Below are 24,884 nucleotides of genomic sequence, written 5' to 3'. Positions count from 1 at the left end.
TAGTTCACTTCTCCCCGTGCCTATCCGCCAAAGCTTCAGCAATGGCGGACGCGGGGAGAGATCGAAATGCGCGCTTAGCGCGGATTTCGGGTGAGGGGGAGTCTCCACGACACCATCTATCCCACCCTCGTGGAGACTCCCCCTCACCCCAACCCTCTCCCCGCAAGCGGGGAGAGGGAGTAGGCAGCACGTTACTGGAATTGCGACTTCTTGTAGTAGCCGCTGTCAACCAGAACTTTCTCCCAATTGTCCTTGTAGACCACGACGGGCTTGAGCAGGTAGGAGGGCACGGTCTTGGCGCCGTTCTCGTAGGTCTTGGTGTCGTTCACCGTGACCTGCTTGCCGGCCAGCGCTGCGTCGACCATATCAGCGGTCACCTTGGCGAGGTCGCGGGTGTCCTTGAAGATGGTCGAATACTGGTCGCCGCGCAGCATCGCCTTGATCGAGGGCACTTCGGCATCCTGGCCGCTGATGATCGGCATCGGCTGGTCGGCACTGCCGTAGCCCACGCCCTTCAGTGACGAGATGATGCCGATCGAGAGGCCGTCATACGGCGACAACACGGCATTGACCTTCTTGTTGCCGTAGTAGGCACTGAGCAGGTTGTCCATGCGGGCCTGCGCGGTGGCGCCGTCCCAGCGCAAGGTCGCGACCTTGTCCATGCCCATCTGGCCGGACACGACGACGAGCTTCTTGCTGTCGATGTAAGGCTGCAGCACCGACATCGCGCCGTTGTAGAAGAAGTAGGCGTTGTTGTCGTCGGGCGAGCCGCCGAACAACTCGATGTTGAACGGACCCTTGCCATCCTTCAGACCGAGTCCCTGCACGATCGATTCCGCCTGGAGCACGCCGACCTGGAAGTTGTCGAAGGTCGCGTAGTAGTCGACGTTCGGCGTGCCGCGGATCAGGCGGTCATAAGCGATAACGGTGATGCCCTTGGCCTTGGCCTGCTTGAGCACGTCCGACAGCGTGGTGCCGTCGATCGCCGCGATCACCAGCGCCTTGGCGCCCTTCGTCACCATGTTCTCGACCTGCGAGAGCTGGTTCGGAATGTCGTCCTCGGCATATTGCAGATCGGTGTTGTAGCCGCGCTCTTTCAGCACCTTGACCATGTTGTTGCCGTCATCGATCCAGCGGGCCGACGACTTTGTCGGCATGGCGATGCCGACGGTCGGCTTGTCCTGGGCCAATGCCGGGGCCGATGAGGCCATCGCGGCGGCGCTCGCAAATGCGAGCGCAAGTACGGTCGTCTTCAGTTTCAGCATGGTTCACTCCCTTGGGTGTAAGAACGTTCGTCGTTGTAGTCAGAACTCGGTGTGTTGTGGGGCTTTGGATCTCCTATTCGAGCTTGACGTCGGGCTCCGCGCGACCGCGCGCGGCAGCCTCGAGGATGAAGGTGCAACCAGCCTGAGGATCGGCGGCGCGTGCCGCCGCATCCATATCCTGCCACGCCGAGGTGACAAGAAGGCGAGACAGATCCGGCCCGATGAAGGCGGGACAACTCGACTGCCGCGCCGGCACCACCAGCGAGCGCAAGCGCTCGCCTTCGGGACTATAGACGTCGACGCAGGCCCCGCCCCAGCGCGCATTCCAGATCAACCCGTCGGCATCGACCACCGAGCCATCGAGACCGCCGACGCCGGTGTGACGCAGCAGCACCTCCGGCTCGCCGCGCGGCAACCCCGTCGCCGGATTGAGCGGAACGCGATAGAGCACGTGACGCGCGGTGTCGGCGAAGTATCCGATCGTGCCGTTCGGTGAGAAGCAGATCGAGTTCGGAATGCTGATGCCGGGAAACAACGTCGAGATCTTGCCGCGATGGAGCGCGTAGATCGCGCCGGCGCCCGCTTCCGCCTTGCGGCCCATGGTGCCGATCCAGAACGTGCCGGATTGATGCACGCGTGCGTCGTTCGACCGCGTGCCCGGGTTGTCGGCCTCCAGCGGGCGATAGAGCGTCATCGCGCCATCAGCGAGCTTGCGGATGTAGAGGCCATCCTCGGCCACGATGAGCTGCCGCTCCGCATCGATGCGGCCGAGCGCGCTTGCCATCCGGCCGAGTGCATGGACGCGAATATTGCGACCAGCGAGAGCGGCCTCATAAAGGCGGCCTTCGCGGATGTCGAACCACCAGGCGGTATCGGTGGTGACGTCATAGGTCGGGCCCTCGCCGAGATGGCAATGCTCGGCGCAGAGAACAGAGGTCGGCACCTGCTCGGTCATGGTGAGCTCACCCCAAAACGATACACGGTGTGGTGCTTGTAAACGCTGCCGGGCGCAAGACGCGGGCTCGGGAAATCCGGTCGGTTCGGCGAATCGGGCCAGATGTGCGGTTCGAGGCACAGCGCGTCGGACTGTCGGTACAGCCGGCCGCCCTTGCCCGCCACCGAGCCGTCGAGGTAGTTGCCGGAATAAACCTGCAAGCCCGGCTGATCCGTGAACAGCTCCATGATGCGCCCCGAGCGCGGCGCCTCCACGCGCGCGGCGAGACGCAAGCTGCCGTCACGCGGAAGGCAGAACGTGTGGTCATAGCCCCTGCCGTTGCGCAACTGCTGGTCATTCTGCCGGATCCGCGCACCAATCGCAGTGGCCTCACGGAAGTCGAACGGCGTTCCGGCAACTGCGTGCGGCGGCCCGGCCAGCGGGATCGCAGTTGGATCGATCGCCAGGAAATGATCGGCGGCGACCATGAGCTTGTGATCGAGGATCGGCGTTCCCGACGTCGCTCCTTCCAGATTGAAGAAGCTGTGGTTGGTGAGATTGACGATCGTCGGGCGGTCGCTCCGCGCCTCCATGCCGACCGACAGTTCGGCAGGACCGGTCACCCGATAGGTGAGACGAACGTCGAGCCGGCCCGGGTAGCCCTCTTCGCCGTGCTCGCTTGTATGAGTGAGCGTGACCACGGGCTCCGCGCCGTCAGCGAGATCGGCGATCTGCCAGAGCTTGCGATCAAAGCCGTCCAGACCGCCATGCAGCGCGTTCGGGCCGTTGTTGGCGGCGAGCTGCACCGTCTCGCCATCGAGCACGAAGCGCGCGTCCGCGATACGGTTGGCATAGCGCCCGACGGTCGCGCCGAAGAACTTCCGCTCGGCGAGATAGCCCGCAAAATCGTCATGGCCGAGCACGACGTCGTCGGTCGCGCCCTTGGCATCGGGGGCGATCAGCGCCTGGATCACCGCACCATGGGTGATGATGCGTGCTTCGAAACCGCCCTGCCCGCGCAGCATCACGCGCTCGACGGCGCGGCCATCCGGCAGAGTTCCGAAGACGCCCCTTGTGATGCTGCTGCCTGCCATGATCATTCCACGAACAGTTCGACGACGTTGCGCTTGCCAAGCATGAAGGCGTCGGCGACGAGACGGAACGGCGTCAGGTCGACATCGCTCTCGCCCGTCGCCGCAAGCTCGACGAAACGCCGGTAGAGCCCGCGATATTCGGCTTCCGGCTCTTCCGCAAGCACTTTGCCATCGACGGCCATGCGGGCGCCGCCGCCCGAAAGCATCATCCGGCCCTGATCGGTCTCGGCCACGATGTCCCAGCTCTGCGGGCCGGTCTGTCGGAAGTCGAATTCGGCCGTGATCGGCAGACCGCCTGCGTCGGAGAGTGTCAGATTCGCCGCAATCGGCGCCTCGCGATTGGCGGGGAAGGACAACTCCGCCGCCGTCACGAACACCTGACGCGGCAGGATGCGGGTCAGGATCGACAGCGCATTGATACCGGGATCGAACACGCCGAGCCCGCCCGGCTCCCAGATCCAACCCTGCCCCGGATGCCAGACGCGGACGTCTTCCTTCCAGCTTATGTGCACGGACTTGATGCTGCGCGCGGCGAGCCATTGCCGCGCCGGCTCGACGGCGGGGGCAAAGCGCGAATGCCAGGTCGCAAACAGCGTCCGTTTCGCGCCCATCGCCATCGCGACCAGCGGGTCGAGCTCACCGAGGCTGAGGCCCGGCGGCTTCTCCAGCATCACATGCTTGCCGGCGGCAAGCGCCGCGACGGCCTGCACACGCCGCACTTGCGGCGGCGTGCACAGCGATACCGCATCGATCGGCGGCCCCTTTGCGAGCAGCTCCTCGATGCTGGCGAAATGCGGCAGGTCCGGCAGCGAAGCATTGCGGCTTGCGATGGCGGCAAGGGTTGCGCCCGGCGTTGCCGCGATCGCGGCGACGTGCTGGTCGCGCGCGATCTTGCCGAAGCCAACGATGGCGATGCGAAGTTCCGTCACGCTTATTCTCCAGATTGAGCCGAGGGCGCCACCTCGGCCGGCGCCGTCTCGATCACCGTGCCTTCATGGCGGCTCATGCCATTGTGGATGACGAAGACCATGGCGGCCGAGGCGGCCTCGACGTCGCCCGCCGCGATCGAATCAACAATCTTCTGGTGCCAGAGCAGCACCGTGTCGCGATCCTCGACCTCGACCGGCGCGCTGAGCAGGAAGGACGCGCGCAAGGCGGCTTCGATGACATGGCCGATCGAGCGCATGAACAGATTGCCCGATGCCCGCGCCACGGCAACGTGCAAGGCGAGGTCCGCGTCGGCGAAGGCGGCGGAATCCGAGGCCTCCCGCCGCATGCGGTCCATGCTGCGCTTGAGCTCGGCGAGGTCCTCCTCCGAGCGCCGCGCGGCCGCGAGCATCGCCGCGCGTGGCTCGACCGCAAGACGGATCTCGGCGAGGTCGTTGAGGAAGCGCTTGTCGATGCCGGCGTCGAGATGCCAGGCCAGCACGTCGGCATCGAACATGTTCCAGGCGCCGCGCTCGCGCACGACTGTGCCAACCCGCGCCTTGGTGGTGAGCAGACCTTTTGCCACGAGGGTCTTCACGCTCTCGCGCAACACCGGCCGTGAGACGCCGAACATCGAGGTCAGCTCGGCATCACCAGGCAGCCGCGTGCCTTCGGCATAGCGACCCGCGATGATGTCGATTCCGATCGAGCGGGACACTTCCGCGTGGTTGGAATGGGCCCGCCGCGTCGGGATGACGACGATGCGCGAGGTCATGACGTGGCTCCCGCGGATCTCACGGCTGGCCGGCGCGCGATCGCGATCATGACCTGCTGCAAGGCGATGAAGGCGAACAGCAAAACCCCGGTCGCGATCTTGGTCCACCAGCTCGACAGCGTCCCGTCGAAATTGATGTAGGTCTGGATCAGACCCTGAATGAGGACACCGAGGAACGTTCCGACCACCGAGCCCTGCCCGCCCGTGAGCAGCGCGCCGCCGATCACCACCGCCGCGATGGTATCGAGTTCGACGCCGACGGCCGAGAGCGAATAGCCGGCGCCGGTGTAGAAGGAGAAGACGATGCCGGCGATGCCTGCAAGCAGGCTCGAAAGCATGTAGATGCAAACAGTCATTTTGCCGACGGCAACACCCATCAGGCTCGCCGTGATCCGGCTGCCGCCAAGCGCATAGACATTGGCGCCGAAGCGGGTGAGCTGCAGCAGCAACGCTCCGCCGATCACGATGACCAGCATGATGATCGCAACCGCCGTCAATCGGCCGCCCCCTGGTAGTCGCAGCGCAAAGTCCGAGACCGTCGAATAGATCGGCGCGGTGATCGGCACCGATTCCGTCGAGAGCAGGAAGCTCGCGCCACGCGCGAGGAACATACCGGCCAGCGTGACGATGAACGGCGGGAGGTCGAACAGATGGATGACGGCGCCCATCGCCGCGCCGAAGGCCGCGGACAGCGCCAGGATCGCCACGAAGGCGACCAGCGGCGGCATGCCCCAGCGCTCGATTGCAAGCGCGACGAACACGGTGGTAAAGCCGATCACCGAGCCGACCGACAGGTCGATGCCGCCCGAGATGATCACGAAGGTCATGCCGGTCGCAACGATACCGAGGAAGGCGTTGTCGGTCAGGAGATTGCAGACCACGCGGGTCGAGGCAATGTTGGGAAATTGCAGCGCGCAAAGCACAAAGCCCGCGACGAGCACGATGGCCGTGATGAGGACGGGCGACAGGCCTTTCATGCTTTCGTCCCTCGGATACGCGCCATGATGCCGGCCATACCGGTCAGCTTCGGCGATTGCAACAGCAGCACCGCCAGCACGACCACGGCCTTGACCAGGAGGTTGAATTCCGGGGGATAGCCCGACAAGAGAATGCCCGTGTTCATCGTCTGGATGATGAGCGCGCCGAGCACGGCGAGCAAGAGGCTGAAGCGGCCGCCGAACAGCGAGGTTCCGCCGATCACGACGGCCAGGATTGCATCGAGCTCGAGCCAAAGACCGGCATTGTTGGCATCAGCCCCCATGATGTCGGCTGCGGCGATCACGCCGGCGAGCGCCGCGCACACGCCGCACCAGACATAGACGGCCAAAATCATGGCGCGGGTGCCGACACCGGCAAGCTCGCTCGCGCGCGCATTGCCGCCGGTCGCCTCGATCAGGAGCCCGAGTGCGGAGCCGCGCACCACGGCGCCGGTGAGGATCAGCATCCCCAGGGCAATCACGACCGGCACGGGAACGCCGAGGATGGCGCCGTTGCCGAGCCAGACCAGATCGGGCGAGGTGAAGGTCACGATGCGGCCCTCGGTGATAAGCTGGGCGATGCCGCGGCCGGCAACCATCAGGATCAGCGTCGCGACGATTGGCTGCATGCCGAGGATGCTGACGAGGAAGCCATTCCAGAGGCCGCAGACGAGTCCCGCACCGAGCGCAGCCGCGAGCACTACCGGCAAGCCATGACTGTCGGCGAAGCTCGCTGCGATCGCGCCGGAGATCGCCATGACCGCGCCAACCGAAAGATCGATGCCGCGTGTCGCGATCACCAGCACCATGCCGAGCGAGAGCAGCGCCACCGGCGTGCCGCGGTTGAGCACGTCGATCAGGCTGCCGAACAGCCGCCCGTCCTGCAAGCGCAGATCGAAGAATTGCGGCGAGACTGCGCGGTCGACCGCCAGGATGACGATCAGCGCAAAGATCTGGGCAAGGCCCCGGCGCGGCAGAAGAGCGGTCATGGCCTGCCCTCCTGCGCCACGGCACTGCCATCGGCGGCGATCGCCGCCAAGATATTGGAGACGTCGATCGCCTCGCCCTGCAGCTCCTCGACATGGGCGCGATCGCGCAGCACGACGACGCGATCCGAATAGGTGACGATCTCGTCGAGCTCGGAGGAGATCACGAGCAGCGCCAGCCCGTCGTCGCAGAGCTCGCGGATCAGGCGGATGATCTCGGCATGCGCGCCGACATCGATGCCGCGGGTCGGCTCGTCCAGCACAAGGAGCCGCGGCGAGGTCGCGAGCCAGCGCGCCAGCAGCACCTTTTGCTGATTACCGCCTGACAACAGGCCGACCGGACGCTCGGGATCTGGCGGACGAATGTCCAGCAGTTTTACGAAGCGCGCGGCGATCTCATCCTGCTCGCGGCGCGACAGCGGCAAATAGAGGCCGCGCTTGGCCTGGAGCGCGAGCACGATGTTCTCGCGCACCGTGAGCTCGGCGACGATGCCTTCGGTCTTGCGCTCCTCCGGGCAATAGCCAAAACCGTGGCGGACGCCGTCGCGCGGAGTTTGCAGCCGGACGGGGGCACCTTCCACTTTCGCCTGGCCCTGATCGGAACGCTCAGCGCCGAACACCAGCCGCGCCGTCTCGGTCCTCCCCGAGCCCAGGAGGCCGGCGAGACCCACGACCTCGCCATGGCGCAGCTCCAGATTGAATGGCGCGACGTGACCAGCCTTCCCGTAGTTCTCGAAGCTCGCGCAGATCTCGCGCGCCTGATGCTCCCTCGCAGCCGCGCGTACGCTGGTGGTCTCGGCAAGCTCGCGGCCGAGCATCATGCGGATCAGGTCGAGCCGTGGCAGTGATGCGGTCTCGCGCTCGCCGACCAGGCGGCCATTGCGCAGGACGGTTATGCGGTCGGAGATCTCGTAGACCTGGTCGAGGAAGTGGCTGACGAAGACGATGCCGATGCCGCGGCCGGCAAGCTGGCGCATGATCTTGAAGAGAATGTCGACCTCATGACGATCGAGACTCGCAGTCGGCTCGTCGAGAATGAGAACGCGCGCTGACAAATCGACGGCGCGGGCGATCGCAGTGACGTGCTGGATCGCGACGGAGTAGCTGCCGAGAGGCGCCGCCACATCGATGTCGAGGCCGAATTCGGCAAGCAACGCCTTTGCTCGCCGGCGCATTTCGCCTTCGCGGACGATGCCGAAGCGCATCGGCTGCCGATCGAGAAACAGATTCTGCGCCACCGACAGATTGGGCAACAAGTTTACTTCCTGATAGACGGTGGCAATACCTGCCTCGAGCGCCGCCTTCGACGATCGCGGCGCAACCTCGACGCCGCCGAGCCGAACGATACCCGCATCGCGCGGGAATACGCCGGTGATCACTTTGATCAGCGTAGACTTGCCGGCGCCGTTCTCGCCGAGCAGGGCATGGATCTCGCCTGCGCGGAGCGTGAAATCGACGTCCTGCAACGCGCGCACAGCACCAAAACTCTTGCTGATCCCACGCACCTCGAGCAGACAAGGGGCAGAATCCGGGCCGGTCTCCATTGCGACGTCACTCCCGCCGGCGTCCGCTTGTGGGATTGCGGACGTCCAGCCAATTCACCACGCTTAGCAGTTTCGAACGGGGGTGCGCCACCGGAGCGTCTAGTTTGAGCATGATCTGGTCGGAAAACCGCTACACACTTTTCCGGATCATGCTCGCCCGCCACAGTGGCGCACGATAGGGCTCAGTAACCGAGGCCCTTCTTGCTGTCGTAGACTTTCTGCGGATCGTCGGAGGCGGTGTAGAGCTTCGATTCGGTCTGGATCCACTTCGGCGGAGCGGTGCCCTTGTCCTTGAAGGCGGCGATGACGTCGAGCGCGGGCCCAGCCATGTTCGGCGTCAGCTCCACAGTGGCATTGGCCTCGCCTGCGGCCATCGCCTTGAAGATGTCGGGAACCGCGTCGATCGAGACGGTCAGGACGTCCTTGCCGGGCTTGAGACCGGCTTCCTTCATGGCCTGGATCGCGCCGACCATCATGTCGTCATTATGCGCATAGACGGCGCAAATCGACTTGCCGCCGCCTTCGGCCTTGATGAAGCTCTCCATCACTTCCTTGCCCTTGGCGCGGGTGAAGTCGCCGGTCTGGCTGCGTACCACCTTCAGGTTCGGATGCTTGGCGACGACGGAGTCAAAGCCCTTCTTGCGGTTGGTGGCGACGCTGGCGCCGACGGTGCCCTGCAATTCGACGACGTTGCAGGCCTTCTCGCCGACCGTCTTGGCAAGCCACTCGCCGGCGACGGCACCTTCGTGCACGCTGTCCGAGGTGACCGCGGTCAGATAGAGGTCCTTGCCCGACGGATCGATGTCGCGGTCGAGCAGCACGACCGGGATCTTGGCTTCCTTGGCCTCCTTCAGCACCGCGTCCCATCCAGTCGAAACGACCGGCGCGAGAAAGATCGCATCGACGTTCTGCGCGATGAAGGACCGGATCGCCTTGATCTGGTTCTCCTGCTTTTGCTGGGCGTCGGCGATCTTCAGGTTGACCTGCCGCTTGGCCGCTTCCTGCTTGGAGACCGAGGTCTCAGCGGCGCGCCATCCGGATTCCGATCCGATCTGCGAAAAACCGATGGTGAGCTGGCCGGCATTGGCCGGCAGCGAAAGCAGCAGTGCGGCGGTGGCGCTGGCCGCAAAGAGGGCTTTGAGGGTCATCAGGCGTGTCTCCCAAAAAAATGTTTATCTCGGATGCCAATTGGTATTATGGCACCTGCTAGACCGCCCCTCGGGGCGGCGGGAGGCACTATTTCACGGAAGTCTGGTGCCGTATAGTCATATTATTTGACTATATGACTGATCCTCAAAATTTTTTCACGCGCGCTCGCTACGCGCGATTTTCCCCCCAAACACGACAAAAAGACGAACGCGAAAATGTGGAGTCGCCTATCGAAGGGCTCAGTATAGTTTGAACTCTGTTAGCGCTGTGCGCACCGGTCGGAAGGTGGAGCAATGCGGACGTGCGATGTCGCCGTAATCGGGCTCGGCCTCATGGGCAGCGCGGCGCTCGACGCATTGCTGAACGCCGGCGTTGATGCGCTGGGCTTCGACCCGATTGGCCCCGGCGATAATCGCGGCTCCTCTCACGGTTCATGTCGGGTGTTCCGACGTTTCAACTTCGAGAATGACAACTATACCGATCTGAGCGACGCAGCCCTTGCGGGCTGGAAGCGGCTGGAGGCCGACACCGGCAAAACAATTCTCATACCGTCTCCGGTTCTGGAGGCCGGCCGGCCCGGATCGGCGATGGTCGCGGCCTCGCGCGCTGCGGCGATAGCGAAGGGCCATGCGGATCCCACTTGGTCGGCCGCTACGGCAAACCGGGAATTCCCCGCATTTGCTCTACCTGCCGACTGGGATGTGGTCGTGCAGGACGGTGGGGCCATTCTAAAGGCCGAAGTCGCCCTCAGGATCATGCGAACGCGCGCCGACGCGCGGATTTTTCCGGAAGCTGCGCAGATCGACTGTCGTCCGGACGGCGTCATGGTGCGCACCAAGACCCGGGAGGTTTTCGCCCGGCAGGTCATCCTCACTCTTGGCCCATGGCTCGGCCGCGCCCTGCCCAAGATCGCTCCGATTCTCGAAGTGACGCGGCAGGCCGTGGGTTGGTTTAAGGCCATCCGACCCGAGACCGTGTCACCCGCCCGCTTTCCACTGTTCATCCTTGAACGCGGCCCCAACGATGTCGTGTATGGTTTCCCGGATTTCGAACTGCGTGGCGTGAAAGCGGCACCCCATAATCATGGACCGAAGGTGGACGCCGACGACTGGGACCGGCCGGCGACCGATGCTGAATTGTTGCCGGTCGGAAAAGCGCTAGCCGAGCTCGTCCCGGGCGCTTCCGGTCCGATCGTCGATCGCGACATCTGCCTCTACACCAACACTCTGCCAGCCGACCACCGACCGGACAACGGCCAGGAGTTCATCATCGATCGATGGCCGAATTCCCGGCTGATCGTCGCCTCGCCCTGTTCGGGTCACGGCGCGAAGTTTGCGCCTGCTATCGGCGAAAAACTTGCCCGCCTCGCCATCGATCCAACGTACGATGTCGAACCCTTCTTTCGGCTGTCGCGGTACTCGGCTTTCGCCTGAATGGACGGATGGCCCTCACCAGCTGTTCCTCATGCCCGTCGGAACGCCAGGTGTCGGTGGTGAACCACACCTGGCCTGGAGCCGAACGAGTCGGTGCTCCGATCCGAAGTCGTCATTGGCTTAGATCAGCTTGCGTTGCGCCAGGTTCTTCATCAGCGCGCCGATGCCGAAGCTCCAGGGCTCGCACTCGTCGCTTGTGCGCATGCGGTTGGTGAGCTTGCCGAGCGCGGGGGCTGCGATCGTGACGATGTCGTCGTGCTTGTGGGTGAACCCCTGCCCCGGCGCATCGCGATCCTCGACCGGCGCGAACATCGTGCCGAGGAACAGCACGAAGCCATCAGGATATTGATGGACGGTGCCGATCGTCTGCGCGACGAGATCAGTGGGATCGCGGCTGATCTTGCTGATCGAGGAATGGCCGTTGAGCACAAATCCGTCCTGCCCCATCACGCTGAGGCTGATGTCCAGCTTGCGTGCGTCATCGAGGGAGAAGGTGTCGTCGAACAGCCGCAGCAGCGGGCCGATGGCGCAGGAGGCATTGTTGTCCTTGGCCTTCGACAACAGCAGCGCCGAGCGCCCTTCGAAGTCGCGCAGGTTCACGTCATTGCCGAGCGCACCGCCGACGATCTTGCCGCGGCTCGACACGAACAGCACCAGCTCCGGCTCCGGATTGTTCCAGGTCGATTTCGGATGCAGCCCGGCATCCATGCCGGCGCCGACGGACGACAGCACCGGCGCCTTGGTGAAAACCTCCGCATCGGGGCCGATGCCGACCTCGAGATACTGGCTCCAGGCGTTCTGCTCGATCAGCACCTGCTTCAGCCGCATCGCCCCGTCCGAGCCGGGCTTGAGCTTAGACAGATCGTCGCCAATCAGCCGGGTCACTTCTTTCCGGATCGCTTCGGCCGACGCCGGGTTGCCCTTCGCCCGCTCCTCGATCACGCGCTCCAGCATGGAGACGGCAAAGGTCACGCCGGCGGCTTTCAGGGTTTGAAGGTCAACCGGCGCGAGCAACCAGGGCTTTTGCCGATCGCGCTGGTCGGGCGGCGTGTTGGCCGCGATCGCCTCGAGATCGCCGATCCGCTCGCCCCTGGTCTCGCGCACAGCCTTTGACGGATCGGCCTCCTCACACAACGCGCTGATGGTCGGAAACCGCGCTGTGATGTCGAACACGCCGTCGCTACGTACCGCGACCACGGCAGGACCATTAACCTGCGGCAGCCAGACGCGGCCGACCAGCGTGCCGCGCGTCCCGTCCTCCGGCAAAACATCCTTCGCCGTCAGTGTCATTCTGGCCGTTTCCGAGTTCATTGCATCGGTCCTTTTCTCGTTCGTTGTCACCCGCGCGACACGGCAGGAGCGCCGCTCCCCAGCACCAAAAACACCATTTGCGGGCGCTCCGCCACTGGGCAGCATGCGATTCAACCACGCCGCATTCCTTCGCCTATTGCACCGCGGAACCATTTGCGACGCAACATTCAAAATGAGACTGCCCGTTAAGCCACGCATGGCTCCGACGCGTGCGCTGCATCCGAGTTCGGTTAGCCTTCATTCAAGAACCGTGAGCGTCGTGCCGACCAGCTACCGTCAAATAATGACGACAAAAATGACGACTAAAGGGAGGAGAGCAATGTTGAAAGGCAGTGTGGGACTTATCGCGCTGAGCAGCCTGTTGCTTTCGGGCGCAGCCATGGCTCAGGAGAAGATCAAGGTCGGGGTCACCGCAACCCTCGAAGGCACCTACACCGTGCTCGGCGAGGACGGCATCCGCGGCCATCAGACGGCGCTCAACGTGCTCGGCAAGAAGGTCGGCGACAAGGAACTCGAATTCATCATCGCCTCGACCGATGCAACGCCTGATTCCGCCGTGCGTGCCGTGCGCAAGCTGATCGAGCAGGACAAGGTGCAGATCCTGCTCTCGCCGCTGTCCGGCGACGAAGGCATCGCGGTGAAGAATTTCGCGAAAACCCATCCCGAGCTGACCTTCATCAACGCGGCCTCCGGCGCCCAGGAAACTACCTTTGTCGATCCCGCGCCAAACTTCTTCCGCTACAACATGGACGGCGCGCAGTGGCAGGTTGGCCTCGGCAAATACGCCTATGAGAACAAGGGCTATCGCAAGATCGCGACGGTCGGCGAAGACTATTCCTTCATCTACACGCAGGTGTTCGGCCTCGTGCTCGAATTCTGCGGCATGGGCGGACAGGTCACCAATCGGCAATGGGTGCCGCTCGGCACCAAGGACTTTGCCTCGGTCATCGCCGCGCTCCCCGACGATGTCGATGCGATCTATCTTGGCTTGGGCGGCGCCGACGCCGTCAACTTCCTCAACCAGTACCAGCAGGCCGGCGGCAAGGCGCACCTGATGGGCGGCTCGATCATGATCGACCAGACCATCCTGTCCTCCAAGGGCAACGCAAAGAACGCGCTGATCGGCACGCTGGCAGCGAGCGGCCAGGCCGACACCTGGGAGGATCCGGGCTGGCAGAAGTTCGTGAAGGACTATCAGGACGCCTTCCCGCCGAACAAGCGCTTCCCGAGCCCGTCGCTGCTCGCGACCAACTATTACGGCTCGACCATGGCGCTGATCCTCGCACTGCGCCAGGTCAACGGTGATCTCAGCGATAATCAGTCGAAGTACAAGGCTGCGCTGGCCAAGCTCGAGATCGACGCGCCGAACGGCAAGATCAAGCTCGACTCCAACCGCCAGGCGATCGGCACCAACTTCGTGACTGAGGTCGTCGATGACGGCAAGGGCGCGCTGTTCTCGAAGGTCGTGAAGGTGATTCCGAACGTGAACCAGACCCTCGGCTACGATCCGGCGGTGTTTGCCAAGATCGGGCTGCCGAGCCGTACAGTACCGGAATGTAAGAAGTACTGACGCAATCACGTTCGCAACCGCGGCGACCGGGGAGCGATTTGCGAGGCGCGGATCTCACCGCCCTTGCAATCTCTCCCCGGTTGTTGAACGCTAACGGCAAAACAACAGAACATCGGGAGGGGATGGCATGAGCCGGGCGCTCGCCGTCTTCCATGGCCGGTTTGGTCGGGCGACGGTCTACCAGTTGAACCGCCCTTTCAACATCCACGCGCATCGCGAGGGTCATCTGATCTTCCATGTCGGCGGCATGCCTGCGTGCATCGACGTTTGCGATGGGCGTTTCCAACTCAATGAAACCTCCGTTGTCGCCGTCAATCCCTGGGAACCGCACAATTTCCTGCCCTCCGATCTCGACGCCGGCGCGATCTTCTTCGTGCTCTACGTCAACGCCGAGTGGTTCGCGCCCGATGCGCCCGGCGCCGACCGGCTGCGTTTTGGCCGCACCCAATTCAAGCGCACGCCGGCGCTCGACAAGCACATCAGACGGACCGCCGCGCTGGTGTGCGGCGCCCCCTCGCTCTCGAGCCTCGACTCAGAGCTCAGGCGGCTGATCGATATCTGCTACGACGAAAGCTGGCAGCAGGCCGAGATCGCCCGCGATGCCCGGGCGGCCGGCGCCGTCACCGACTTCCGCGTGCGCAAATGCATCAAGCTGATGTCGGAAAGTCCGGGCGCCGAGATGGAGCTCGACACCATCGCGCGTGAATCCGGCCTGTCGCGCCCGCATTTCTACCGGCTGTTCCGGACCCAGACCGGCGTCACCCCGCATCTCTACCTCAACACGCTGATCATGGAGCAGGCGCTGGAGGCACTGGTCGCGAGCGAAGCGCCGATCGCCGATATCGGCTTTGATCTCGGCTTCTCCTCGCAGAGCGGATTCACCCGCTTCTTCGCTGCCAATGTCGGCATGGCCCCGACCGATTATCGCCGCGCCGCCAAGGTTTTGCGCGCGTAGCGCCGCGCGCGAAAAGATACTCTCGATCAAACGCCCTCCTTGTGTCCTCGCTAGGATGCGCGGAACGCGATCCCGCCAGAGGATCGCGAGCCCAGGGAGATGCACGTCCATGGCGTGGTACGCAGCCTGCTCAGGGCTGTCTGACCTGCATCGGAATGATCGTCGGCGCGGCGCGCCCGCGGTGGAGCGGCTGCCATGACCCGCTTTGTCGAACGCCATCCTGCATGGGCACTGATCGTCATCATCGCGATAGCGCTCGCGCTCTGGCTGATCTTCGCAGTCTGGCCGCCGGGGCTGGAAGAGGCGATCGGCCGCAAGCGGGTGTTCCTCAATGCCGTCTTCAACGGCATCACGCTCGGCGGCCTCTACTTTCTGGTTGCAAGCGGCTTCACGCTGATCTTCGGCCTGATGCGCAACGTCAACCTCGCGCACGGCTCGCTCTATCTGTTCGGTGGCTATGTCGGCTACGCCATCAGCGCCTCGACCGGCTCGTGGATCCTGAGTTTCATCGTCGCCTTCATCCTGACAGCGCTGGTCGGCATCCTGCTCCAGGTCATCGTCTTCCGCCGCATGGAGGGCCAGGATCTGCGCCAGACCATGGTGACGATCGGGCTCTCGATCGTGTTTGCCGACCTGATGCTGTGGGCCGCCGGCGGCGACTTCTACCAAATCCAGACCCCGAACTGGCTGATCGGCCCTGTCGAGCTGCCGCTGATCACAGCGCTCAAATCCTCGGGCGAGCCGGTCTATCTGCGCTATCCCCTGGTCCGGCTCGTCATCTTTGCCGCTTCCGTGGTGATCGGCATCGCGATGTGGCTGGCGCTCAACCGCACCAGGATCGGCATGATCATCCGCGCCGGGGTCGATGACCGAGACATCCTCGCCGCGACCGGCGTGCGCATCCAGGTCGTGTTCGTGCTCGTGTTTGCGCTGGGCGCCGGGCTTGCCGGCATCGCCGGCGTCGTCGGTGGCACGTTTCAATCGCTCTCGCCCGGCGAGGACATCCGCTTCCTGCTCGCCTCCCTCGTCGTCGTGATCGTTGGCGGCATGGGTTCGATCCCCGGCGCGGCGCTCGGCGCGTTGATCATCGGCCTCGCCGAGCAGCTCGGCTCGGTCTACATCCCGACCTATGCGATCGTCGTGACCTTCCTGATCATGGTGCTGGTGCTGGCGCTCCGGCCGCAAGGCCTGCTTGCGAGGCGCTGACATGTCGGTCACCCACGACGCACGCGTTTCCGTTCGCACCGCCTCCGGCGCGCACCGGCCCGCATTGCGTGGCTGGCCGGAGATCGACAATCCCGCCGCCTGGATCGTCGCGGTCATCCTTTTGATCATGCCGCTGATCGCCAACGGCTTCTTCCTGATCGAGATCTTTGCGACGACGCTGATCCTCGGCACCATCGCGCTGAGCCTGATGTTCCTCGCCGGCTATGGCGGCATGGTCAGCCTGATGCAGCTCACCGTCGCGGGCTTTGCCGCCTACATGGTCGCCGTGTTCGGCACCAGCGACAACGCCAATATCAGCCTGGGCTGGCCGTGGTGGCTTGCGGTGCCGATGGCGCTCGCGCTCGCCACCGCCTTCGGCACGCTCGGCGGCGCGCTCGCGGTGCGGACCGAGGGCATCTACACCATCATGATCACGCTGGCGATCGGTGCCGCCTTCTACTACTTCACCAACCAGAACTGGGCGATCTTCAACGGCCACACCGGCATCAACAACGTCGGCACGCCGCGCTTCTGGGGCATCAACTGGCGCGCCGATATTCCCTTCTACTACATCGTGCTCGGCGTTGCCGCGCTGTGCTATTTCGCGGTCGAATACATCTCGCGGGCGCCGTTCGGCCTTGCCTTGCAGGGCGTGCGCGACAATCCGCGCCGCATGGCGACGCTCGGCTTCAACGTCAATGCCCATCGCGTCGCGGCCTACGCCTTCGCATCCTTCGTCGCCGCGCTGGCCGGTGTGTTGCAGGTCTGGAACTACCGACAGATCTCGCCCGGCTCGGTCAGCGTCGGCGCCTGCATCGACATTCTCATCATTGCGATCGTCGGCGGCATAACGCGGCCCATCGGCCCTTACATCGGCGCGCTGATCTTCGTGCTGCTGCGTACCTTCGCGCTCGACTTCCTGGTCAAGATCGGGCTCGACGGCAACCGTTTCCGGCTGCTGATCGGGCTCGGATTCCTCGCCATCGTCTTCTGGTCGTCGGATGGCGTCATCGGCCTGTGGCAGCGCTGGCGCCAGCGCACCACCCCGACGCGCCCGGGTGGGCGGAGTAGCCAAGGATCCAGTCGAGGATCCGGTCATGGATAGCGTCGCCCATCGCCTCTCGACCGTCGGCGCCGGAGCAGCGCTCGAGCTGCGCGGCGTGACGCGGCTGTTCGGTGCGCTCGCTGCGCTGACCGACGTCACCATCACCGTGCGGCCCGGCGAGCGGCGCGCCGTGCTCGGCTCCAACGGCGCCGGCAAGACCACGCTGTTCAACTGCATCACCGGCGATTTCCCGCCCTCCTCCGGCACCATCCGTTTCTTCGGCGAAGACATCACGCGCTTCCCACCGTATGAGCGCATCCGCCGCGGCCTACGGCGGACCTACCAGATCTCCGCGCTGTTCCCCGGCCTCACGGTGCAGGACAACGTCTACCTCGCCTGCCGCGGCGTCTCGCGCGGGCGCTTCTCGTTCCTGCGCCCGGGCCAAAATGACGCGCTGATGCATGCCGCTGACAATCTCGTGCAGGCGGTGCATCTGACGAACGTCAGGGATCAACGCGTCGCCGAGCTCGCACACGGCCAGCAACGTCAGCTCGAGATAGCGCTCGCGCTCGCCGGCGCCCCGCGCTTCGTGCTGTTCGACGAGCCGGCCGCGGGCCTGTCGCCGACCGAGCGGCTGGAGCTGATCGAGATCCTGACCTCGTTGCCCGCCCATATCGGCTACATCATCATCGAGCACGACATGGACGTGGCGCTGCGCGTCGTCGAGAGCGTCACGATGATGCACAACGGGCGCATCTTCAAGGAGGGCCTGCCGCAGGAGATCCAGTCCGACCCCGAGGTCCAGGAGCTCTATCTGGGAGGCGGCCATGAATGAGGTCCGCCGTTCCGCGCCGGCGCTCGAGGTGAAGGGCCTCGACGTCTATTACGGCCATTCGCACGCCCTGCAGGGCGTCGACCTCGCGCTCGATGCCGGCGTGTTTTCCGTTGTGGGGCGCAACGGCATGGGCAAGACCACGCTGTGCAAGGCGATCATGGGGCTGGTGCGGGTGAGCGGCGGCTCGATCCGTATTCGGGGCGAAGACATCACGCGGCGGCCGCCGGCGCATATCGCGCGCCTCGGCGTCGGCTATGTGCCGCAGGGACGCCGCCTCTGGCGGTCGCTCAGCGTCGACGAGCATTTGCGGCTTGCCGGCGGCATCCGCAGTGGTGCCTGGACCGTCGAACGCATCTACGACACGTTTCCGCGACTCGCCGAGCGCAAGGGCCACGGCGGCGGCCAGCTTTCCGGCGGTGAGCAGCAGATGCTCGCGATCTCGCGCGCCCTCCTCACCAATCCGCAGCTCCTGATCATGGACGAGCCGACCGAGGGTCTTGCGCCCGTCATCGTCGCCCAGGTCGAGGAGATGCTGCTGCGGCTCGGCGAGGACGGCGACATGTCGGTGCTTGTGATTGAGCAGAACATCGGCGTTGCCACCGCGATCTCGCGCAACGTGGCGATCATGGTGAACGGCCGGATCAATCGCATCATCGATTCCGTTCGCCTTGCCGCCGACCGCGACTTGCAGCAGCGCCTGCTTGGTGTTGGGCTTCATGCCGGGCTCGAGGCGGACATCGATGTTCCCGCGGCCGGTTCTGAGGCAAAAGCTGCACCGCAGCCTACGCGTCCGAGTGGTCCGATCCGTATCTACATCTCCAATCCGACGCCGCCGACGCGCTGGTCGCAGCCAGTTCCGATCGCCCGCATCGAGGCCGCGGCGCGCACGCTCTCGACGCAAGTCGCGCGCCTCGACGAAACGGCGCGGCGCAAGCGTGAACCGGTTGCGGCGCAAACCTCCGGCCCGCCCGTCGTACTCGTCGTCGGCACTCTCGACACCAAAGCTACTGAGCTGCGCTTCATCCGCGATATCATCGCGGAAAGCGGCCTGCGCACGCGCCTCGTCGACGTCTCCACCAGCGGCAGGCACACGAGCTGCGACGTCTCCGCCCAAGAGATCGCCTTGAACCACGGCCGTGGCGGATCGGCCGTGTTCGGACCCGACCGCGGCCTTGCCGTCACCGCGATGGCCGACGCCTTCGCAAGCTGGCTCCGCCGCCAGGGCAACGTCGCCGGCGTCATCTCGGCCGGTGGCTCGGGCGCGGCCTCGCTCGTTGCACCCGGCATGCGCGCCCTTCCCGTCGGCGTCCCGAAGCTGATCATCTCCTCGGTCGCATCCGGCGACGTCGGCCCCTATGTCGGGCCGGCCGACATCACGATGATGTACTCAGTCACCGACGTGCAGGGCCTCAACTCGATCTCCCGCGCGGTGCTCGCCAACGGCGCCAACGCGCTCGGCGGCATGGTCAAGGCGCGTCTCGAGCAGGGCGAGGCGAACGAGCGCGCCGCAAGCGCAAGCCTGCCCGCTATCGGCATCACCATGTTCGGCGTGACTACTCCGGCGGTGCAGAAGATCGCAGCCGATCTGCGCGATGATTTCGAATGCCTCGTCTTCCACGCCACCGGCGTCGGCGGACGCTCGATGGAGAAGCTGGTCGAGTCCGGCCAGCTTGCGGGCGTTATCGATCTCACGACGACGGAGGTCTGCGACCTCCTGATGGGCGGCGTGTTTCCGGCCACCGAGGACCGGTTCGGCGCGATCATCCGCAGCCGCGTACCCTATGTCGGCTCTGCGGGCGCGCTCGACATGGTCAATTTCGGCGCGCCCGACACCATCCCCGAGCGCTATCGCGGCCGCAAATTCCACGTCCACAATCCGCAAGTCACGTTGATGCGGACCACGGTCGAGGAGAACGAGCGCATGGGGCGATGGATCGGCGAGCGGCTCAACCAGATGGACGGGCCGGTGCGGTTCTTCATTCCCGAGGGAGGCGTCTCCGCGCTCGATGCGCAGGGACGGCCGTTCTGGGACCCCGAGGCCGATGCCGCGCTGTTCCGTGCGCTCGAACGCACGGTGCGACAGACGAGCAATCGTCAGCTCATCCGCGTCAAGAACAACATCAACGATCCCGAGTTCGCCTCCACGATTGTCAGTGCGTTCAAAACCCTGTTCGGACGCACCGGGGCGCGCCGGAGAATGGTGAGGTGACCGATGGCCAGGTTTGAACGGGCGGCACTGCTGAAGCGATTTCGCGAGATGGCAAAGCGCGGCGAGCCGATCGTCGGCGGCGGCGCCGGCACGGGCCTCTCCGCCAAGTGCGAAGAGGCCGGCGGTGTCGATCTCATCGTCATCTATAATTCCGGCCGCTATCGCATGGCCGGGCGCGGCTCGCTCGCCGGCCTCATGGCTTACGGCGATGCCAACGCCATCGTCTTGGAAATGGCCAGCGAAGTGCTGCCCGTCGTCAGCAACACACCGGTGCTCGCCGGCGTCAACGGCACTGATCCGTTCCGCGACATGGACGCCTTCCTGGACCAGCTCAAGGCACTCGGCTTTGCCGGCGTGCAAAACTTTCCGACGGTCGGGCTGATCGACGGGATTTTTCGCGCCAATCTGGAGGAGACCGGCATGTCCTACGCGCTGGAGATCGACATGATCGCGAAAGCGCGCGAGAAGGACATGCTGACGACGCCTTACGTCTTCAGCGAGAAGGAAGCCGCCGCGATGGCGATCGCGGGCGCCGATATCATCGTCTGTCACCTCGGTCTCACGACCGGCGGCACGATCGGGGCGCAGACCGCGCCAAAGCTTGCCGATTGCCCGGCGCATATCGACACCTGGGCCTCAGCCGCGCTCAGTATCAACCCGGACATTCTGGTGCTCGCCCATGGCGGTCCGATCGCGGATCCCGCGGATGCCGATTTCATCATGAAGAACACCCGTCGCTGCCACGGCTTCTACGGCGCGTCCTCGATGGAGCGCCTGCCCGTGGAGCGGGCGCTGACGGACCAGGTTCGCAGATTCAAGGCGATCGGCGCGCGCTGACGCCGACACGTTCGAGGGAGGGAAAGATGTCGGGGATTTTGGTCGGTGAATTGATCCTCTGGCTGATCGTCGCGATCGTCGTCATCGTGGTTGGCGTCTACATCGTGAACTGGCTGTACCACCGCTCGTCCAAGGAGGTGTCGTTCGTGAGGACCGGCTTCCTCGGCGAACGCGTGGTCATCAATGGCGGCGCTTTCGTGCTGCCTTTCATCCACGACTACACGCCGGTCAACATGAACGTGCTGCCAATGGGCATCATACGTTCCAGGCAGGACGCCGTGATCACTCGTGACCGCATGCGCGTCGACATCGAGGCCGACTTCTACGTCCGCGTGCAGCCGACCCGCGAAGCGGTCTCGATCGCGGCCGCCACGCTCGGCCGCCGCACCATGGAGCCGGAGCAGCTCCACGCCCTGCTGGCCGGCAAGTTCATCTCCGCCATCCGCTCGGTTGCTTCCGAGATGACCATGGAGGAGATGCATGAGCGGCGCGGCGACTACGTCGCGCGCGTCAAGACCAACGCCGCCGAAGCCCTCGCCCAGAACGGTCTCGAACTCGAATCGGTCGCGATCACCGATCTCGACCAGACTGACCTCGAATTCTTCAACCCCTCGAACCGCTTCGACGCCGAGGGCTTGACGCGGCTGATGGAGGACATCGAGGCCAAGCGCAAGCTGCGCAACGACATCGAGCAGGACTCGATGATCAAGATTCGCTCGCGCAATCTGGAAGCCGAGCGGCAGGCCCTCGAGATCGAGCGCGAAAGCGAGACCGCGCGCCTCGAGCAGGAACGCGACATCGAGATGCGCCGCGCGCTTCAGCGCACCGAGGTCGCCCGGGAGCGCGCACTACGCGAAACCGAGGCGGAGCAGGCGCAGATTTCCGCGCGCGAAGCCATTGAGAAGGCCCGCATCGCCAACGATCAGGCGATTGCCGAGGCCCGCATCGCCTCCGAGCGCGAGACCCGCCAGAAGGAGATCGAGCGGACCCGGACCATCGAAGAGAAGGAGCTGCTCGCCCGCGAGGAGGTCGAAAAGACCCGGATCGCCAACCAGCGCTCGATCGATACGACGCGCATCGCCTCCGAACGCGAGGTGCGCCAGCGCGAGATCGAACGGATGCGTACCGTCGAGGAAGCCGAGATCGCCGCGCGTGAAGCTATCGAGAAAGCCCGCATCCAGCAGGATCGCGTGGTGACCGACGCCCGCATTGCCAACGAGGAAGAGACGAGGCGCCGTGAGATCGAGCGTACCCGCGCCGTCGATGAGGCCGAGATCGCTGCACGCGAGGCTACTGAAAAGGCCCGCATCGCCCAGACCATGATTGTCAATGTCGAGCGTATCTCGTCCGACGAACGCACCCGCGCGCTGGAGATCCAGCAGGTGCGCACCATCCAGGAGGCCGAGATCGAGGCGCAGCGGGCAGTCGAGGCCGCGCGGATCGCACGCGAGCGCACACTTGCTGCGGAGCGGATCGCCGCCGAGCAGAATACGCGGCAGCTGGAGATCGACCGCAACCAGACCCTGGATATCGCCGGTGTCACTGCACGCGAAGCCACCGAAGCCGCCCGCATTGCCCAGGAAGAGAGGGTCCGCTCACTCGAGATTGCCCGCAACCGCGCTGTCGAGGAAGCCGACATTGCCTCCCGCGAGGCGATCGAGGCCGCGCGCATCGCGCAGGAGAAAGCGGTTGCCGCCGAGCGCATCCAGGCCGAGCGTGAGACCCGCGCGCTCGAAATCGAGCGAACCGGCGTATTGGAGGCGGCCGAGCTGAAGCGGCGCGACGCCATCGAGCGCCAGCGCATTGGCGTCGACCTCGCGCTCGAAGCCGAGCGGATCAACTCCTCCAAGAAGCGCGAAGTGCTCAACATCGAGCAGAAGAAGGCGATCGAGATCGCGGATGAGGATCGCGTCATCGCGCTATCGACCAAGAAGTCCGAGCGCATCGACGCCGACCGCCAGGTCAGGCAGGCCGAGATCGTCGCGCGCAAGGAGGTCGAAACCACGGACGTCTCGCGCGAGCAGGCGCTGGAAGCCGCCCGTATCGAGCGCCGCCGCGCGATCGAGCAGCTCGAGGTCGCGCGCGTCCAATCCTTGCAGGAAGCCGAGATTGCCTCACGCGAAGAAGTCGAGCGTGCCCGCATTGCCTCCGACCGGGGTCTGGACGAAGCCCGCATCGGCCGCGAGCGCGAGCTGCGGAAGCTGGAAGTGAACCGCGAGAAGGAGGTCGAGACGGTCCTGATGGAAAAGGCCATCGCCATCCATCAGAAGTCGCTGGAGGAGTCGGCTGCGCGCGCCGCGGCCGAGGAAGCCCGCATGCGGGCAACGGAAGCGGCCGAACGCGTCGTCACGGCGCGGGAGAGCGAGATCGCCAAGCGGCGCAAGACGGTCGAGGTGCTGCTCGCCGAGAAGCAGGCCGAGGAGACGCGCATTGCCGCCGAGGCCGAGCGTGTTCGCGCCGCGGTCGAGGCTGAAGCGCAGCGGATGCTGAACGAGGCCGAGAACGTGCTGACCGATCAAGCGCGCTACTCGCTGTTCCGCAGAAAGCTGCTCGATCGCATCGAAGGCATCGTGCGCGAGAGCGTCAAGCCGATGGAAAAGATCGAGGGCATCCGTATCCTCCAGGTCGACGGCCTCAACGGTAGCGGCCATGGCGGTGGCAATGGCGGCCGCAGTGCCACCGACGAGGTGATCGATTCGGCGTTGCGCTACCGCGTCCAGGCGCCCTTGATCGACTCCATCCTCTCCGACATCGGCGTCGAAGGCGGCAGCCTCGCCAAAATGCCGGGTCTGATCCGCGAGGCCCGCGACATGCAGGGCATCAAGGATTCCACACGCAAGAGCGGCGGAGGTGGAGGCGACAAGCCGGCCGCCGCGCCCGCGCCCTCCACCGAAGGTGGGCCGCCGGCCGAGCGTGGCCCACGGAAGAAGAGTTGAGGTCGCATCATGGCCCGCGTCTACGTCTCAACCGTCGTCAATGCGCGTAACGACCGCGTCTGGGCGCGGGTGCGCGACTTCAATGGCATGCCGAACTGGCACCCGGCAATCGCCGAGAGCCGCATCGAGGGCGGCGACCCCTCCGACAAAATTGGCTGCGTCAGGGATTTTCGCCTGCGCAACGGCGACCGCATCCGCGAGAAGCTGCTCGGCCTCTCCGACTACGACATGTTCTGCACCTATTCGATCCTGGAATCTCCCATGGGCGTCGAGAACTATGTCGCGACGCTGCGCCTCACTCCGGTCACCGACGGCGACCAGACCTTTATGGAGTGGACCGCCGAATTCGACTGCGCGCCGGAGCGGGAGACCGAGCTCGTCAACAATATCGGCGGCGGCGTATTCCAGGGCGGCTTCGACGCGCTCAAGCGGGTGTTCGGAGGGTGACGGCCGTGCCGCATATCGTCAAAAGCACGATCCTGGACGCGCCGAGCGACGCTGCATGGGCCGTGCTGCGCGATTTCAACGGCCATGACCGCTGGCATCCGGCGGTCGCGACCACCTCGATCGAGCGTGCACACCCCTCCGACAAGATCGGCTGCATCAGGCGGTTCAAGCTGAAGGACGGCTCGGAGCTGCGCGAGCAGTTGCTGGCGCTCTCCGATCTCGAACAGACCTTCAGTTACTGCCTTCTCGATACACCCATTCCCATGTTCAACTACGTGGCCCATGTCCGCCTGCTGCCGGTCACCGACGGCGACCGCACCTTCTGGCACTGGGAATCGCGCTTCACGACGAAACCCGAGGACGCGGCCCGCATCACCCATAAGGTCGCGGAAGACATTTACCAGGCCGGCTTCGAGGCCATCCGCCGGCATCTGAAGGAGGCCACGTAG

21 protein-coding genes are annotated in these 24,884 nt (G+C 64.9%); 11 read left to right on the top strand and 10 right to left on the bottom strand.

Annotation, left to right across the window (positions count from 1 at the left end):
* Positions 1-191 precede the first annotated feature (191 nt).
* The 9 genes from chvE to ytfQ all read right to left on the bottom strand — a co-directional run bounded on the left by chvE (position 192) and on the right by ytfQ (position 9,650).
* On the bottom strand, positions 192-1,265 hold the full coding sequence (gene chvE, locus SO180_RS08450) for a multiple monosaccharide ABC transporter substrate-binding protein (protein ID WP_449378352.1): 1,074 nt from the start codon (positions 1,263-1,265) through the stop codon (positions 192-194).
* A 73-nt stretch (positions 1,266-1,338) separates the two neighbouring features.
* On the bottom strand, positions 1,339-2,220 hold the full coding sequence (locus SO180_RS08445; protein ID WP_449378351.1) for an SMP-30/gluconolactonase/LRE family protein: 882 nt from the start codon (positions 2,218-2,220) through the stop codon (positions 1,339-1,341).
* The gene (locus SO180_RS08440) at positions 2,217-3,293 is read right to left on the bottom strand and encodes an aldose epimerase family protein (protein WP_449378350.1); all 1,077 of its coding nucleotides are present in this window, start codon (positions 3,291-3,293) and stop codon (positions 2,217-2,219) included. Before SO180_RS08440 ends, SO180_RS08445 begins: the two co-directional genes overlap by 4 nt.
* A 2-nt stretch (positions 3,294-3,295) precedes the next feature.
* A complete protein-coding gene (locus SO180_RS08435; protein ID WP_449378349.1) occupies positions 3,296-4,222 on the bottom strand; it encodes a Gfo/Idh/MocA family protein in 927 nt (308 codons plus the stop codon).
* A gap of 2 nt (positions 4,223-4,224) precedes the next feature.
* Positions 4,225-4,995, bottom strand: a complete 771-nt coding sequence (locus tag SO180_RS08430; protein WP_449378348.1) for a FadR/GntR family transcriptional regulator — start codon at positions 4,993-4,995, stop codon at positions 4,225-4,227.
* Positions 4,992-5,972: a galactofuranose ABC transporter, permease protein YjfF gene (gene yjfF, locus SO180_RS08425; protein ID WP_449378347.1), complete on the bottom strand. Its 981-nt coding sequence runs from the start codon at positions 5,970-5,972 to the stop codon at positions 4,992-4,994. Before yjfF ends, SO180_RS08430 begins: the two co-directional genes overlap by 4 nt.
* Complete coding sequence (locus SO180_RS08420) at positions 5,969-6,961, bottom strand: ABC transporter permease (protein ID WP_449378346.1); 993 nt, start codon at positions 6,959-6,961, stop codon at positions 5,969-5,971. The genes yjfF and SO180_RS08420 overlap by 4 nt, the downstream gene beginning before the upstream one ends.
* Positions 6,958-8,502, bottom strand: a complete 1,545-nt coding sequence (locus SO180_RS08415; RefSeq protein ID WP_449378345.1) for a sugar ABC transporter ATP-binding protein — start codon at positions 8,500-8,502, stop codon at positions 6,958-6,960. The genes SO180_RS08420 and SO180_RS08415 overlap by 4 nt, the downstream gene beginning before the upstream one ends.
* Positions 8,503-8,684: 182 nt before the next feature.
* Complete coding sequence (gene ytfQ / locus SO180_RS08410) at positions 8,685-9,650, bottom strand: galactofuranose ABC transporter, galactofuranose-binding protein YtfQ (RefSeq protein WP_449378344.1); 966 nt, start codon at positions 9,648-9,650, stop codon at positions 8,685-8,687.
* A 294-nt stretch (positions 9,651-9,944) separates the two neighbouring features.
* On the opposite strand from ytfQ, the gene SO180_RS08405 reads away from it, so the two are divergent.
* Positions 9,945-11,084: an FAD-dependent oxidoreductase gene (locus tag SO180_RS08405; protein WP_449378343.1), complete on the top strand. Its 1,140-nt coding sequence runs from the start codon at positions 9,945-9,947 to the stop codon at positions 11,082-11,084.
* A gap of 120 nt (positions 11,085-11,204) precedes the next feature.
* On the opposite strand, the gene SO180_RS08400 is transcribed toward SO180_RS08405, so the two are convergent.
* Positions 11,205-12,374, bottom strand: a complete 1,170-nt coding sequence (locus SO180_RS08400; protein ID WP_449378342.1) for a fumarylacetoacetate hydrolase family protein — start codon at positions 12,372-12,374, stop codon at positions 11,205-11,207.
* Positions 12,375-12,714: 340 nt separating this feature from the next.
* Between SO180_RS08400 and SO180_RS08395 the strand changes: the two genes are divergently transcribed.
* The 10 genes from SO180_RS08395 (at position 12,715) to SO180_RS08350 (ending at position 24,884) form a co-directional block, all read left to right on the top strand.
* Positions 12,715-13,965 carry an ABC transporter substrate-binding protein gene (locus SO180_RS08395; protein ID WP_449378341.1) on the top strand — a complete coding sequence of 417 codons (1,251 nt, stop codon included), beginning with the start codon at positions 12,715-12,717 and terminating at the stop codon, positions 13,963-13,965.
* A gap of 127 nt (positions 13,966-14,092) precedes the next feature.
* The gene (locus tag SO180_RS08390; protein WP_449378340.1) at positions 14,093-14,920 is read left to right on the top strand and encodes a helix-turn-helix domain-containing protein; all 828 of its coding nucleotides are present in this window, start codon (positions 14,093-14,095) and stop codon (positions 14,918-14,920) included.
* Positions 14,921-15,115: 195 nt separating this feature from the next.
* Complete coding sequence (locus SO180_RS08385; RefSeq protein ID WP_449378339.1) at positions 15,116-16,126, top strand: branched-chain amino acid ABC transporter permease; 1,011 nt, start codon at positions 15,116-15,118, stop codon at positions 16,124-16,126.
* Between the two features lies 1 nt (position 16,127).
* Positions 16,128-17,231 carry a branched-chain amino acid ABC transporter permease gene (locus tag SO180_RS08380; protein ID WP_449378338.1) on the top strand — a complete coding sequence of 368 codons (1,104 nt, stop codon included), beginning with the start codon at positions 16,128-16,130 and terminating at the stop codon, positions 17,229-17,231.
* Positions 17,224-18,006, top strand: coding sequence for an ABC transporter ATP-binding protein (locus SO180_RS08375; RefSeq protein ID WP_449378337.1), 783 nt, complete (start codon positions 17,224-17,226; stop codon positions 18,004-18,006). The genes SO180_RS08380 and SO180_RS08375 overlap by 8 nt, the downstream gene beginning before the upstream one ends.
* Positions 17,999-20,215: an ABC transporter permease gene (locus SO180_RS08370; protein WP_449378336.1), complete on the top strand. Its 2,217-nt coding sequence runs from the start codon at positions 17,999-18,001 to the stop codon at positions 20,213-20,215. Before SO180_RS08375 ends, SO180_RS08370 begins: the two co-directional genes overlap by 8 nt.
* 3 nt (positions 20,216-20,218) lie before the next feature.
* A complete protein-coding gene (locus tag SO180_RS08365; RefSeq protein WP_449378335.1) occupies positions 20,219-21,052 on the top strand; it encodes a phosphoenolpyruvate hydrolase family protein in 834 nt (277 codons plus the stop codon).
* A 26-nt stretch (positions 21,053-21,078) separates the two neighbouring features.
* The gene (locus SO180_RS08360; RefSeq protein ID WP_449378334.1) at positions 21,079-23,988 is read left to right on the top strand and encodes a flotillin family protein; all 2,910 of its coding nucleotides are present in this window, start codon (positions 21,079-21,081) and stop codon (positions 23,986-23,988) included.
* 9 nt (positions 23,989-23,997) lie between these two features.
* The gene (locus SO180_RS08355) at positions 23,998-24,435 is read left to right on the top strand and encodes an SRPBCC family protein (protein ID WP_449378333.1); all 438 of its coding nucleotides are present in this window, start codon (positions 23,998-24,000) and stop codon (positions 24,433-24,435) included.
* A gap of 5 nt (positions 24,436-24,440) precedes the next feature.
* A complete protein-coding gene (locus SO180_RS08350; RefSeq protein ID WP_449378332.1) occupies positions 24,441-24,884 on the top strand; it encodes an SRPBCC family protein in 444 nt (147 codons plus the stop codon).

This window comes from Bradyrhizobium sp. UFLA05-112, from assembly GCF_053572325.1.
Note: the sequence above shows the minus strand (reverse complement) of the source record. Positions and strands in the feature narration are given on the sequence as shown.

What these genes read in the sequence shown, in the direction of transcription:
- chvE (WP_449378352.1), bottom strand. Translation starts at nt 1,265, where the DNA reads ATGCTGAAACTGAAGACGACCGTACTTGCGCTCGCATTTGCGAGCGCC.
- SO180_RS08445 (WP_449378351.1), bottom strand. Translation starts at nt 2,220, where the DNA reads ATGACCGAGCAGGTGCCGACCTCTGTTCTCTGCGCCGAGCATTGCCAT.
- SO180_RS08440 (WP_449378350.1), bottom strand. Translation starts at nt 3,293, where the DNA reads ATGGCAGGCAGCAGCATCACAAGGGGCGTCTTCGGAACTCTGCCGGAT.
- SO180_RS08430 (WP_449378348.1), bottom strand. Translation starts at nt 4,995, where the DNA reads ATGACCTCGCGCATCGTCGTCATCCCGACGCGGCGGGCCCATTCCAAC.
- yjfF (WP_449378347.1), bottom strand. Translation starts at nt 5,972, where the DNA reads ATGAAAGGCCTGTCGCCCGTCCTCATCACGGCCATCGTGCTCGTCGCG.
- SO180_RS08420 (WP_449378346.1), bottom strand. Translation starts at nt 6,961, where the DNA reads ATGACCGCTCTTCTGCCGCGCCGGGGCCTTGCCCAGATCTTTGCGCTG.
- SO180_RS08415 (WP_449378345.1), bottom strand. Translation starts at nt 8,502, where the DNA reads ATGGAGACCGGCCCGGATTCTGCCCCTTGTCTGCTCGAGGTGCGTGGG.
- ytfQ (WP_449378344.1), bottom strand. Translation starts at nt 9,650, where the DNA reads ATGACCCTCAAAGCCCTCTTTGCGGCCAGCGCCACCGCCGCACTGCTG.
- SO180_RS08405 (WP_449378343.1), top strand. Translation starts at nt 9,945, where the DNA reads ATGCGGACGTGCGATGTCGCCGTAATCGGGCTCGGCCTCATGGGCAGC.
- SO180_RS08400 (WP_449378342.1), bottom strand. Translation starts at nt 12,374, where the DNA reads ATGACACTGACGGCGAAGGATGTTTTGCCGGAGGACGGGACGCGCGGC.
- SO180_RS08395 (WP_449378341.1), top strand. Translation starts at nt 12,715, where the DNA reads ATGTTGAAAGGCAGTGTGGGACTTATCGCGCTGAGCAGCCTGTTGCTT.
- SO180_RS08390 (WP_449378340.1), top strand. Translation starts at nt 14,093, where the DNA reads ATGAGCCGGGCGCTCGCCGTCTTCCATGGCCGGTTTGGTCGGGCGACG.
- SO180_RS08385 (WP_449378339.1), top strand. Translation starts at nt 15,116, where the DNA reads ATGACCCGCTTTGTCGAACGCCATCCTGCATGGGCACTGATCGTCATC.
- SO180_RS08380 (WP_449378338.1), top strand. Translation starts at nt 16,128, where the DNA reads ATGTCGGTCACCCACGACGCACGCGTTTCCGTTCGCACCGCCTCCGGC.
- SO180_RS08375 (WP_449378337.1), top strand. Translation starts at nt 17,224, where the DNA reads ATGGATAGCGTCGCCCATCGCCTCTCGACCGTCGGCGCCGGAGCAGCG.
- SO180_RS08370 (WP_449378336.1), top strand. Translation starts at nt 17,999, where the DNA reads ATGAATGAGGTCCGCCGTTCCGCGCCGGCGCTCGAGGTGAAGGGCCTC.
- SO180_RS08365 (WP_449378335.1), top strand. Translation starts at nt 20,219, where the DNA reads ATGGCCAGGTTTGAACGGGCGGCACTGCTGAAGCGATTTCGCGAGATG.
- SO180_RS08360 (WP_449378334.1), top strand. Translation starts at nt 21,079, where the DNA reads ATGTCGGGGATTTTGGTCGGTGAATTGATCCTCTGGCTGATCGTCGCG.
- SO180_RS08355 (WP_449378333.1), top strand. Translation starts at nt 23,998, where the DNA reads ATGGCCCGCGTCTACGTCTCAACCGTCGTCAATGCGCGTAACGACCGC.